At 62.7% G+C, this 12,220-nt stretch carries 12 protein-coding genes; 8 read left to right on the top strand and 4 right to left on the bottom strand.

The window, feature by feature from the left end; translation table 11 throughout:
- Nucleotides 1-20: 20 nt before the first annotated feature.
- The 6 genes from TMO_RS30860 to TMO_RS23805 all read left to right on the top strand — a co-directional run bounded on the left by TMO_RS30860 (nt 21) and on the right by TMO_RS23805 (nt 5,832).
- Entirely contained in the window at nt 21-362 is a 342-nt protein-coding gene (locus TMO_RS30860; protein ID WP_228382394.1) for a DUF2933 domain-containing protein, read from the top strand.
- 170 nt (nt 363-532) lie between these two features.
- Nucleotides 533-2,839 carry a heavy metal translocating P-type ATPase gene (locus TMO_RS23825; protein WP_232244050.1) on the top strand — a complete coding sequence of 769 codons (2,307 nt, stop codon included), beginning with the start codon at nt 533-535 and terminating at the stop codon, nt 2,837-2,839.
- 140 nt (nt 2,840-2,979) lie between these two features.
- Nucleotides 2,980-3,366: a copper homeostasis periplasmic binding protein CopC gene (gene copC, locus TMO_RS23820; protein ID WP_008063308.1), complete on the top strand. Its 387-nt coding sequence runs from the start codon at nt 2,980-2,982 to the stop codon at nt 3,364-3,366.
- A gap of 4 nt (nt 3,367-3,370) precedes the next feature.
- Nucleotides 3,371-4,297: a copper homeostasis membrane protein CopD gene (gene copD / locus TMO_RS23815; RefSeq protein WP_014747685.1), complete on the top strand. Its 927-nt coding sequence runs from the start codon at nt 3,371-3,373 to the stop codon at nt 4,295-4,297.
- Nucleotides 4,298-4,425: 128 nt separating this feature from the next.
- Nucleotides 4,426-4,710, top strand: a complete 285-nt coding sequence (locus tag TMO_RS23810) for a CopK family periplasmic copper-binding protein (protein ID WP_003090336.1) — start codon at nt 4,426-4,428, stop codon at nt 4,708-4,710.
- Between the two features lie 231 nt (nt 4,711-4,941).
- Entirely contained in the window at nt 4,942-5,832 is an 891-nt protein-coding gene (locus TMO_RS23805; RefSeq protein WP_003097524.1) for a LysR family transcriptional regulator, read from the top strand.
- A 4-nt stretch (nt 5,833-5,836) separates the two neighbouring features.
- Here the strand turns inward: TMO_RS23805 and TMO_RS30855 are convergent, their stop codons facing one another.
- Nucleotides 5,837-6,142: a helix-turn-helix domain-containing protein gene (locus tag TMO_RS30855; protein ID WP_003097526.1), complete on the bottom strand. Its 306-nt coding sequence runs from the start codon at nt 6,140-6,142 to the stop codon at nt 5,837-5,839.
- Between the two features lie 107 nt (nt 6,143-6,249).
- Here TMO_RS30855 and TMO_RS30850 point away from each other — a divergent pair, with 107 nt between their 5' ends.
- Nucleotides 6,250-6,891 (top strand): LysR substrate-binding domain-containing protein, encoded by a 642-nt coding sequence (locus TMO_RS30850; protein WP_023657317.1) that lies wholly within the window; start codon nt 6,250-6,252, stop codon nt 6,889-6,891.
- A 523-nt stretch (nt 6,892-7,414) separates the two neighbouring features.
- On the opposite strand, the gene TMO_RS30840 is transcribed toward TMO_RS30850, so the two are convergent.
- Nucleotides 7,415-8,207, bottom strand: a protein-coding gene (locus TMO_RS30840; protein ID WP_086009121.1) for an IS5-like element ISStma16 family transposase whose coding sequence is annotated in 2 segments (ribosomal slippage) — nt 7,415-7,949 and nt 7,948-8,207 — 795 coding nt in all. Because the reading frame shifts where the segments join, the coding sequence is not laid out codon by codon here.
- Nucleotides 8,208-8,413: 206 nt separating this feature from the next.
- Here TMO_RS30840 and TMO_RS23785 point away from each other — a divergent pair.
- The gene (locus TMO_RS23785; protein ID WP_003097539.1) at nt 8,414-9,721 is read left to right on the top strand and encodes a TolC family protein; all 1,308 of its coding nucleotides are present in this window, start codon (nt 8,414-8,416) and stop codon (nt 9,719-9,721) included.
- A 212-nt stretch (nt 9,722-9,933) separates the two neighbouring features.
- Here TMO_RS23785 and istB read toward each other — a convergent pair whose 3' ends face one another.
- Together istB and istA are read right to left on the bottom strand one after the other, a co-directional pair.
- Entirely contained in the window at nt 9,934-10,725 is a 792-nt protein-coding gene (istB, locus tag TMO_RS23780) for an IS21-like element ISPa36 family helper ATPase IstB (RefSeq protein WP_003097544.1), read from the bottom strand.
- On the bottom strand, nt 10,712-12,211 hold the full coding sequence (gene istA, locus TMO_RS23775; protein ID WP_003097546.1) for an IS21-like element ISPa36 family transposase: 1,500 nt from the start codon (nt 12,209-12,211) through the stop codon (nt 10,712-10,714). The genes istB and istA overlap by 14 nt, the downstream gene beginning before the upstream one ends.
- Nucleotides 12,212-12,220: the final 9 nt, after the last annotated feature.

The raw sequence follows: 12,220 nt of genomic DNA, 5'->3' as shown, positions 1-12,220 counted from the left end.
ATCAACTCTTTTCCGTGGAGATATGCCATGCAGCATCAGCACACACACAGACCCCCAGCGATCGTCCCCGGTTCTGGCGATCGCGCTACGGCGTGGCGTTCCTCATCATCGCCGCTGTCGCCGCGTATTTCCTGCTCAAGGAGCACACGGCACATGTTGCCGGCTATCTCCCCTTCCTGCTGCTGGCGGCTTGTCCGCTGATGCACCTGTTCATGCACCGTGGTCACGGCCACGGCGGACACGATCATGCCGCGCGTCAGGGTGAGGAAGGTGCCGCACCCGCCAAGGAGACAAGCGCGCCTGCGGCCTGCTGCGATCACCAGACACCAACGGTTAACGGCGGAGGGCACTTGTCACTATGAATTCACCCAGCAAGTCTTCAGGACATGAGCACGCAGGCATGGCGGCGGGTGCCACAACGTCCGGCCCGCATAAGCACCACCATCACGCCAGCCATGCCGGCAGTGACGACGCGGGCGGGTCCTCAAGCCACTCGCAGCCCGATGCCGCGACGCGCGATCCGGTGTGTGGCATGGCGGTCACGGCGGCGTCGGAGCACCGCTCCACGCACTTGGGGAACACGTACTTGTTTTGCAGCACCGGATGCAAGGCCAAATTCGACACCGATCCGGCGCGATATGCCAGCGGTGGCGCGGGCATAGGCACAGGCAGCGGCCATGCGCCGCATCACCATGCCAGCACCGCAGTTTCACCGGCCCCGGCGGCATCGCCAACCGCACCCGGAACGATCTACACCTGCCCGATGCACCCGGAGATCCGCCAGGATCATCCGGGAACCTGCCCCAAGTGCGGGATGACGCTGGAGCCCCTGCTGCCCGACCTCGACGACGACAACCCGGAGTTGCGTGACTTCTCGCGTCGCTTCTGGTGGACCTTGCCGTTGACGCTCGTGGTCCTGGCGCTGGCGATGCTGGGCGAGCGGCTGCACCTGATGGACATGGCTACGCAGAGCTGGGTCGAGTTGGTGCTGTCGTTGCCGATCGTGCTGTGGGCCGGCTGGCCCTTCTTCTCCCGCGGCTGGCTGTCCGTGGTCAACCGCAGCCCGAACATGTGGACACTGATCGGCCTGGGAACGGGTGCGGCATTCATCTACAGCGTTGTGGCAACCGTTGCGCCGGAAGTGTTTCCAGCTTCCTTCATGTCCATGGGACGGGTCGGCGTGTATTTCGAGGCCGCCGCCGTCATCATCTCGCTGACACTGCTCGGCCAGGTGCTGGAACTCAAGGCCCGCTCCCAGACTTCGGCAGCCATCAAGTCGCTGCTGGGGCTGGCACCCAAGACGGCGCGGCGCATCAATGCGGACGGCAGCGAGGAAGACGTGCCGCTCAGCCATGTGCACGTCGGCGACCTGCTGCGCATCCGACCCGGCGAGAAGGTGCCGGTGGATGGCATCGTGCACGAGGGCAGCAGCTCGATTGACGAATCCATGCTGACCGGCGAACCGCTGCCCGTCAGCAAGCGCGCGGGCGACAAGGTCATCGGGGCCACACTCAACACCAACGGCGCGCTGGTCATGCGTTCGGAGCGGATCGGCTCGGACACCGTTCTATCGCAGATCGTCCAGATGGTCGCCCAGGCGCAGCGTTCCAAGGCACCGATGCAACGCATGGCCGATGTCGTTGCCGGCTACTTCGTGATGGCCGTCGTCGCCATTGCGGTCACGACGCTCTTTGTATGGGGATTCTTCGGGCCACAGCCCACCTGGGTCTATGGACTGATCAATGCGGTGGCCGTCCTGATCATCGCCTGCCCGTGCGCGCTGGGTCTGGCCACGCCGATGTCGATCATGGTCGCAACGGGCCGTGGCGCCACGCAGGGCGTGTTGTTCCGCGATGCCGCGGCGATCGAGAATCTTCGCAAGGTCGATACCCTCGTCATCGACAAGACAGGAACCCTGACCGAAGGCCGACCTGCTTTCGATCAGGTCGTCGCAGCACGCGGCTTTACGAACGATGAGGTGCTGCGTCTTGCGGCCAGCCTGGACCAGGGCAGTGAACACCCCCTGGCCGACGCCATCGTGCAGGCCGCGCGTGCCCAGGGCCTCCAACTCGTGAAGCCTCAGAGCTTTGAATCGGGAACCGGCATCGGCGTGCGCGGAAAGGTTGAGCACCGGCAACTGGCGTTGGGCAACACAGTGCTGATGGAACAGTCTGGCGTATCGGTGGAACCGCTCGTACCCCAGGCCGAAACTCTGCGCGGCGAAGGGGCCAGCGTCATGTACTTGGCTGTGGACGGGCAACTCGCGGGTTTGCTCGCCGTATCCGACCCGGTCAAGGGCAGCACCCCCGAGGCCCTGGCCGCGTTGAAGGCTGCGGGCCTGCGGGTCATCATGGCCACCGGGGACGGGCAGACCACCGCCAAAGCCGTCGGTGCACGCCTAGGCATCGACGAGGTGCATGGTGAGGTCAAGCCGGCGGACAAGCTCATGTTGATCGAGCGGCTGCAGAAAGAAGGCCGCATCGTCGCCATGGCCGGAGACGGCATCAACGACGCGCCGGCCTTGGCGAAGGCAGACGTGGGCATCGCCATGGGAACGGGAACCGACGTGGCGATGAACAGCGCTCAGGTCACGCTGGTCAAGGGCGACCTGCGTGGCATTGCTGTCGCTCGCACGCTCTCGGTGAGTACCGTGGGCAACATGAAGCAGAACCTCATGTTCGCCTTCCTCTACAACGCGCTGGGCATCCCCATCGCCGCCGGGGTTCTCTATCCCCTCACGGGCTGGTTGCTGTCGCCCCTGATCGCAGCATTGGCGATGAGCCTGAGTTCGGCATCGGTCGTGGGCAACGCCTTGCGGCTGAGAGCGAGCCGACTGTGACCGAAACATCTTTCAGAACCAACAGGAGTCTGCTATCGCCCAGCGAACCGTTTCTTTCGTTCCACGCCGTTGCGAAGGTGCAAGCCTTATCTCGGCATTTCGTTCTTAAACCACCCTCACACATCAAGGTAGGAATCTCTATGACCCGTTCACATTTCATCGCCAAGCTCGTCGCGCCGATCGCTGCTGGCCTGTTCGCCACCGCCGCATTCGCGCATCCTTCGCTGGTGTCTTCAACGCCGGCCGACAAGTCGCAGGTTTCCGCGCCAGCCACCATCGAGCTGAAGTTCTCCGAAACGCTGGTGCCGCAGTTCTCCGCCGCAAGCCTTGTCATGACGGGCATGCCGGGAATGGCGAGCCATGGCCCGATGAAGATCAACGCCAGCGTCGCGGGTGCCGGCGACGGCAAGACCATGGTCATCACGCCGGCACAGGCGCTCCAGCCCGGTGACTATCGCGTCGAATGGCGTGCCGTCTCCTCGGACACGCATCCGATCACGGGTAACGTCACCTTCAAGGTGAAGTAAGCCCATGGCCGGGGATTGGTTGACCATCGTCCTGCGCCTGGCGCTGTATCTGGACCTGGCGGCGGCGTTTGGCGTCGCCATGTTCGGTCTCTATGCTTTGGGCAACGACGAGCGATCCGCGACGATCTCGCGCCGCTATCGCGTCCTCATTGGCGCATCCGCTGCCATCGGCATTGCCCTGTCGATGTGGGGCATGACGGTCATGGCCAAGGCCATGTCCGGTGCCCAGAGCTACGCGGAGCTGTCAACGCACGTCTTCGACATGCTCATTACGGGCACGCACATGGGCATCGCCTGGTGCATTCGCATCCTCGCGCTGTTGGTGTGTGTGCTCGTCGCAATGTTGAAATTGAACGCTACCTTGCGATTTGCAGTGATGGCGCTCTCCACCGGCGTGGCGCTGGCGACCCTTGCGTGGGCAGGCCACGGCGCGATGGACGACGGCGTTCGCGGCTACATCCATCTTGCGTCGGATATCACGCACCTCTGGGCAGCGGGCGCTTGGGTGGGCGCATTGGTGGCGTTCTTGATGCTGGCATCCCACAAGCAGGATGTCGCGCAAGACCCGGTAGCGGTCCTCAGTCGGACGTCGAATGGCTTTGCTCGCATAGGTACAGCGATCGTGGCTGCACTCGTCGTGAGTGGAATTCTCAATTACCTGTTGATCGTCGGACCATCGTTTGATCCGCTCATCTCGACGCTGTATGGCCGGCTGCTGATGGTAAAGCTCTTGCTTTTCGCAGGCATGCTGGCGTTGGCTGCTGCCAATCGGTATCGGTTGAGCCCGAGCCTGGAGGCTGCTTTGAAGGCAGGCAATCGCGCACAGGCAGTCATCAAGCTTAGGCAGAGTCTGTTCACGGAGGCGACCTTGGCCGTTTTGGTTCTGGCGAGCGTTGCATGGCTTGGCATCTTGTCTCCCACTGGACCCTAGTCCTTCATGGGCGGCAGATGACAGCACATGAATTGAATGTAATGCACGGGTAAGCGCTCTGTAGACGGCCTGCTTCTACATTTAACGACGCGGCGCAAGTTGTCGTCGTTTTTACAAAGGAGTCGATCATGAAATCGCAAATTGTCATTGCCGCCCTGTTGAGCGCTCTCTCCGTGCCAGCCTTCGCCGGTCATGCAGCAGCCCAAGCAGCCAAGGAGATGGTTCCCTTGGCTGACGGTGGAACGCTGTACATCTTCAAGGACGGAAAGATGGCACAGGAAAGCCGCTTCGGGCGCGCCGTCTATCTCAATGTCGGAGCTTCGGTGTCGACGAAGGATGGGCGCAACATCGCGATCACCAGCAATGAAGTCGCTCGCCTCGGGTCGCTGCTACAAAAAGAGCACGGCGGATGACGCCGCGGGTGTGCGGTGCTTTTCAAAGCTTCTGCACAGTGTGACAGAGACGCGCGCCCCGATTGGGCGCGCGCGCTTGGGACGCGTCACGAGCAACCACGAGCGCTCAAGGTGCCAGTTTTTGCGATGTCAAGCGCATCAACTTCCCTGAAATGGATCCAGCCTCCCCGTCCACCGTGATTCGTCCACGGGACATCTGGCGCGAATGAGAACTTGCGAGGAGCCCGATTTATGGAGTTGCGTCATCTACGATGCTTTGTCGTCTTGGCAGAGGAGTTGCATTTCACGCGGGCGGCCGAGAGGCTGCATATAGAGCAACCCCCCTTGTCTCGCGCGATCAAGGAATTGGAAGATGAGCTTGGGGTCACGCTGTTTGACCGCGACCGCAGGGGCACACGGCTGACCGTGGCGGGGGCGGCATTCTTGCAGGACACCCGCCGACTCTTCACTGTCCTGGAGCAAGCGCGTGAAAATGCCAGAGCCATTGCCGCGGGCCTGAGGGGCAGCCTGCGCATTGCAATTTCCGATGGTGCGATGGACCCACGACTATCGGCGTTCCTAGCTCGTTGCCGCGCGGAAGAGCCCGAGGTCGAGATACGTCTCTCCGAGGTACCGCTGACCGAGCAGATACGGGGCCTACGGTCTGGCGACTTCACGATCGGATTTGCACACGCGGCGGATGTTGGCGAAGGCATCGTGGCTGAACCGATCTGGCGAGACCCGATTGTGATCGCCGTGCCAGCGCGGCACTCGCTTCTTGCGCACAAGCAAGTTCCGCTGAACGAACTTCAGGGTCACCCACTGGTTCTGTGCGACAAACTGGCCTGCGAAGGCTACTGCCGAGAACTAAATCGGCTGCTACAGGTTCTGGAACACAGACTCAACGTTGTCGAAGAAGTGTCGTCGCTGGACATGATGCTAACGCTCGTCGGCGCAGGCTATGGGATTGGTTTCATGACGGCGACCAAGATTCCCATCAGCCAGAGGCCGGACGTGGTGATTCGCCCTCTGGCGCAGGACACGGCGGTAATCACAACCTATCTGCTTCGGCCAGAAAGCAGCAACTCATCGGTTTCGCTGGATCGCTTCATCGAACGTCTGCGAGGACCTCCGGATGACTAAAGCGTCAATGCCTATCTGAATCGTGCGCCGCGGCACGAAGATTGCGTTCGGCTGCGCTGACGAGTTCCGCAGCACTGAGCTTGAGTCCGGCGGCGATTCTTAAGATCAGAGCGAGAGTGGGCATGTGCTCCCCACGCTCTATTTTGCCCATGTGCGATCGCTCGATCCCTGCTTTCGCAGCCAGTTCTTCCTGAGCAACACCTTGCGTCAGGCGGGCGACACGAACGGCCGCTCCGAATGCCAACGCTGGCTCGGCGTCGAAAGTGGTAGTTCCTGGGGGACGGCCTCGTCGGACAGTTCGCTTCTCCATCCTTGGAAGCGTCGAACAGTCCAAACAATTTAACCACGTTAAGTTTAACTCAAACTAGCTATCATGAAGACTTTCCATCCTTGTCTTATCGCTTCTTGGGGCCTCTCATGCACGACGCCACCAGCCCACGCCCACAGCTCAGGCTCGCCATAGCGCCTGGTGTGGCCTCTTCGTACCTAGCTGCATTGCTTGCCCTGCAGCGCGCGGAGGAGCCCGAAGTTTCTATGGAATTTAATGAGGTTACGGCGAGCGATCTCATTACGGGCCTCTACAAACGGCGCTTCGACGTCGGCCTTTCTCTGAAGCAGGTGAGCGATTCTTCGCTGAAGAGTCTTTCTATTTGGTTCGAGGCGACAGCTCTTGCCACGCCGCTGCGATACCCACTGCTCCGGCAGCAGTCAATCAGAATAGACGAACTTAAGGAGCACTCCGTGTTTCGATGGAAGGCCGAATATTCTCCTTCGCTGGACCAGTACCTGTCCTCCATGTCATCAACGGAAAGGCCGAATGTCCAGCATGTCAGTTCTTTTGAGATGTTATTGCTCTGGGTCGCAGCTGGATATGGCGTAGGGATTTCCTCGCGATCACGCATCGAAACCGCTAGCCAGTGCGGAATCTGCACGCGCCCAATAGCCGATGGCCCCTACGAGGTCATTACGCACCTGCAGCGACTCTCGGGACAGACGAATCTTGTAGCTGATCGATTTGAGCTTAGAGCCTTGCGAGTTGCCGAGGCGCGTAAAGCATGACAACCACGTGCGGTGCCCGCCCTTGCCGGTGGATTTGCAGCGGGTGCCGGTTCGGGCCAAGGCGCCGTCCAGACGCATCAATTCATCCTGGAAACTGACCTTGATCAATTCAACTCCCTACAACTTCCAATAGTATGTCCGCATGATCGGCTTAAGGCGCCTTCTCGCAAGATGGAGCCGCTGGATTACCAGCGGCCTAGTCGTAACCTTGCTTTTCTCGCAGGTTGCGATGGCGATGTACGTCTGTCCCAAGCCAGACCCGAGGGCATCTGTGGAAACCACGCAAATGCGTGCCACGATCTCGATGCAGCAGGCTGACAAGTTGCCAATGTCGGATTGCACCGGCATGCCTGATTCCATGGACAGCGAAGCGCCACAGTTGTGCCACGCTCATTGCAGTGGCGATCGGGAGTCGGCGCTTTCATGGCAGGGGCTGGACATTCAGTTTCTCGCGGCGCACGTGATGTGGCTCGCCAACTCGCTGCCCGGGTTGGTTCTCGACCGGGTAGCCCTCAGAGCGTGTTCAAAGTCTTTTGAGCAAGAGCACCAAGAATGCCAAGTGGACGAACTGCAGGCTGGTGTTGAGCCATCGCTCGCAGTTCTTCCACAGCCTCCTGTTCTTGTCCAGCCAGGCAAAGCTGCGTTCCACGACCCAGCGCTTGGGCATCACTTTGAAAGTGTGAAGCTCGCTTCTCTTGGCGATCTGCACCGTCACATGCCCTCCCAGAATCTGCTGCACGCCTTGCGCGAACGGCCGACCGATGTAGCCTGCATCGCACAGCAGGCTTTGTAGCCGGCTCAACCGGGGCTTGCAGCGCTGTAGCGCCTGCAGTGCGCCTTTGCGGTCCGTCACCTCGGCCGTGGTCACCGCTATCGCATGCGGCAATCCCTGGGTGTCCACCGCGATGTGGCGCTTGATGCCCGAGACCTTCTTGCCTGCGTCATAGCCCTTCAAGCCCGCCGTGTCCGTGTTCTTCACGCTCTGCGCGTCCACGATCAAGAGCGTGCTGCAGGCGTTGCGCCCCAGTTTCTCGCGGGCCGCGCCAACCTGATTTTTTTAATGCCTGCTCCAGCAGGCTGCCACCCTCGCGTGGCTCGCTCCAGATGGCAAAGTACGAGTGCACGGTGCGCCATTTGGGAAAGTCGCTGGGCAGTGCCCGCCACTGACAGCCCGTGCGCAGCAGGTACAGCACGGCGCAGAACACCTCGTACAGCTCCACTTTGCGTGGGGCAGTCTTTCTGCGCGCACTCTCCAGCAATGGCCGGATCACCTCGAACTGCTCGCGCTTGATGTCGCTGGGGTAGCCTTTTCTCACCCAGCGAGCTTCTCACATCAAGAGGGCGAGACTTTGAACACGTTCTCAGGCGGCACGTTACCTACATTCCTCCCAATCCCCGCGCGGGCTTTCCGCCGATCTACCTCACGTTCCAAGTCCTGCGGAATTGATTTATGTGTCCGTGCTCGCCGCGCACCGATGCGGCAGACCACGTGATTTCGTGAATACCAATTCCGAGGACAACCATGTTTACTCCCTTTTTTGGCGCCCCCGAGGGGCGCCCGTCGGCGTACGGCCGAGGCACAACGCCGGCCTCGATGCGAGTGCATCGTCTGAAAGCTATCAGCATCGCGTTGGCGGGCAGTGCGCTTGTCTCGCCTGTAGCCTACGCCCTCGATTTTGCTGAGGCACGCCTTATCGCGGAGCAGCAGAGCCCACGCATAAGCGCGCAGCAGTTGCAGGTTAACGTCGCCGAATCCGTGCAGAAGGCAGCAGGCTCGCTGCCCGACCCCAAGCTCTCGCTCGGCATCGAAAACTACCCCATCAGCGGCATGGATCGCTGGAGCATGACGCGCGAATCCATGACGATGCAGCGCTTGGCGCTCATGCAGGAAGTGCCCAACAGGGCCAAGCGCGACGCCCAGGTCGCCAGCGCGCAGGCGCGTGTGGATCGAGAACGCGCGGCGCTGGTTTTGCAGCGATTGCAGATCCGCCAGGAACTCAGCCTGGCGTGGATCGCCGCGCAGGCGGTGGAGCAACGGGAGATACTGCTGACGGAACTGCTCGCGGAGAACCAGCGCCTGCAAGACAGTCTCCCCGCTCGCGTCGCCGGCGGCACCGCCCAGGCTGGCGATCTGTTGGTCGCGGAACAGGAGGCGCTGACACTCACGGACCGCCGTGACGATCTACAGCGGGACCGGGCCAAGGCCAGGGCCGCGTTGCGGCGCTGGGTGGGCTCCAGGGCCGACGAAGCACTGCAAGGCGATCCAGGCCCGCTCACTCGCCCCGTCGCGCAACTGCGCACAGAACTGGCGAATCACGCGGAGCTTGAACTCTATCCGGCGATGCAAAGCATGGCCCGGGCCGAGTCCCGCGAAGCCCAATCAGAGACCCGCGGCGATTGGGCCTGGGAGATAGCCTATAGCCGGCGTGATCGCCGATGGGGCGACATGGTGTCATTTCAGGTGACATTCGATCTGCCTTGGCAGAAGGATCGACGCCAAGTGCCCATGATCGAGGCAAAACGGCACGAGTTGGAACGTCTGGACGCCGAACGCGAAGACGTGGCGCGGCGGCATTTGCAGGAGCTGGACGACAGCGCCGCCGAACTCCAAGCGTTGAACAGCCAGATCGACCGCCTGCAGACCGCCGGCTTGCAACTGGTACGGAACCGAGCGGCGCTTGCATTGAGCAACTACCGATCCGCCAAGGGGGACCTGAGCGCTGTGCTCAGTGCACGCGCCCAGGTGCTGGAGACGCGCATGCGTCTGATCGACCTTGGAGCGCAGCGCGACAGCCTCGTCGCCCGACTGAACAGCCTGATCGCGGACTGAGTGGAGACCCTCGCCATGAATACCTCTTCGAGAAACATCCTTGCCGGCTTGACGCTGGTTGCTGCCGGTATTGCCGTTGGATGGGGCGTCGCCCAATGGCGCGCCGGCCACCTCAGCGGCTCCCCCGCTGCCAACGTCTGTTGGCGCGCACTTAAAACTGACCCAGGCTGCGCGTTGAACTTTGACCCACCCGGTGTACGGGGCTGAGGGTATCAGTTGGTGGTCTGGGTGGTGGCCTCCTTTGCCCTGATTCTGGCTTTGGTCTTGTTGGCGGCGGTGCTGTTGCGCAGCCGCCAGGAGTCGTTGCCGGTCTCCAGGATGTGGCAGTGGTGGGTGATGCGATCCAGCAGCGCGGTGGTCATCTTGGCGTCGCCGAACACCTGACCCCATTCGGAGAAGGCCAAGTTGGTGGTGATGGCGAGGCTGGTGCGCTCGTAGAGCTTGCTGATCAGGTGGAACAGCAGCGCGCCGCCTGAGGGGGTGAACGGCAGGTAGCCCAGTTCATCGAGGATGACCAGGTCGGCATAGGTCAGGCGCAGGGCGATCTGCCCGGCCTTGCCCTGGGCCTGTTCCTTCTCCAGCGCATTGACCAGTTCGATGGTGGAGAAGAAGCGCACGCGCAGGCGATGCTGGCGCACGGCCTGGATGCCGATGGCGGTGGCCAGGTGGGTCTTGCCGGTGCCCGGTCCACCGACAAGGACGACGTTCTCGGGGGTGTGGATGAAGTCACCCTGGTGGAGTCGTTCGACCAGTGCGCGATCAACGGGACTGGCCGCGAAGTCGAACCCGAGCAGGTCACGATGGACGGGGAAACGTGCGGCCTTCATCTGGTTGGCCTGGGCACGAACCTGCCGTTCGGCGGACTCGGCCTGCAGCAGTTCGGCCATCCAGTGTTCGGGCTCCATGGTGTGCAGGCGCATCTTGGCCAGCAGTTCGGGCCACTGGCTGGCCATGCCGTGCAGCTTGAGCTGCTGCATGCGCAGCGGCAGGTCAGGCGTCGACATGATCTGCCTCCCGCAGGGCGTCGTAGCGGGCCGGATCGGACACCGGCGGATGACGCAGCGTCACTCGCGAGGCGACCGTCTCGATCGTGCGGTCCGGATGCTGCAATCGCCCCAGCACGTTGAGCACGTGGTCGGCGCGCACCAGGCCGGACTCGAGTGCCAGTTCCACCGCCACCAGTACCGCTTCGAGCCCGTGCACGGGTACGGCGGCCAGCACCTGGGCCATGGCGCGGTCGCCGTGAGGCTGGCGCAGCAACACCTGCTGCAGCTTGCGCAGCGGATCGGGCATGGACAGGAACGGCGCGCCGTCACGCAGTGCCCCCGGCTTGCGCTGGACCAGGGCGATGTAGTGCTGCCAGTCGTAGTGGACCCGATCACGCTCGAAGCTGCGCCGGTGGCGGGCGACCTCGGCCTCGCCGACCACCACGGCCAGTTCGAAGGGATACACGCGCAGGCTGGCGACGGCGTGGGCGTGTTCGCACGGCACGCTGTAGCGGTTGCGCTGGAAGCTGACCAGCGCGGTCGAACTGACCCGCACCGGCCGCTCGATGTAGCCGTCGAAGGGCGCGGGCATCGGCATCAGGTGGGGCTGTTCGTCCTCCAGAGCTTCGGCCACGGTGATGTCGGAGGCATCCGGATGCGCCTGCATCGGCCAAGCGGCGCGGCACTCGCTGGCGAGCCAGGCATTGAGGGTGTCCAGATCTGGCCAGTGGCGGGCCCCGGCCTCGATCCAGATCTGTCGGCGCCGGTCCTGCACGTTCTTCTCGACCCGCCCCTTCTCCCAACCCGCGGCGCGGTTGCAGAACTCCGCGGCGAACAGGTAGTGGCTGGTCATGGCGTGGAAGCGGGCGTTGACCCGCCGTTCCCGGTGCTGGCCGATCCCGTCCACCGCCGTCTTCATGTTGTCGTAGATGCCGCGGCGCGGCACGCCACCGAAGGCGGTAAACGCCTGGGTATGAGCATCGAACAGCATCTCGTGGCTCTGGGTGGGATAGGCCACCAACCAGAAGGCGCGGCTGCAGGCCAGCTTCACGTGGGCGAGATCCAGCGGCATCTTGGCGTGGCTGCCGACGAAGGCGTACTCGCGGCTCCAGTCGAACTGGAAGGCTTCACCCGGAGGAAAGTGCAACGGCACGAAGGCCGGGCGGCGGCTGGCGCCGCCGGCCGCCTTCCACTGGCGGATGAAGGCCGTCACCCGGGTGTAGGTGCCCGGATAGCCGATCGCCTGCAACTGCGAGAACAGCACCTTGGCGGTGCGTTGTTCCCGCCGGGGACGATGGCTGTCGGCACGCAGCCACGTCTCCAACTGGGACCGGTAGGGATCGAGCCGGGAGGGCGAGGCTCGCCTGGGATAGACCGGCTCGGACTGGCCGCTGCGCAGCCATCGCCGGATGGTATTGCGGGATAGGCCCGTGCGCTTGGCGATCTCGCGCAGCGGCAGGCCATCGCGGAAATGCATCCGCCGGATCTTGGCCAACATGACCATGGTGATCAC

The sequence above is a fragment of the Tistrella mobilis KA081020-065 genome, assembly GCF_000264455.2.
Classification (GTDB): Bacteria; Pseudomonadota; Alphaproteobacteria; order Tistrellales; family Tistrellaceae; genus Tistrella; species Tistrella mobilis.
Note: the sequence above shows the minus strand (reverse complement) of the source record. Positions and strands in the feature narration are given on the sequence as shown.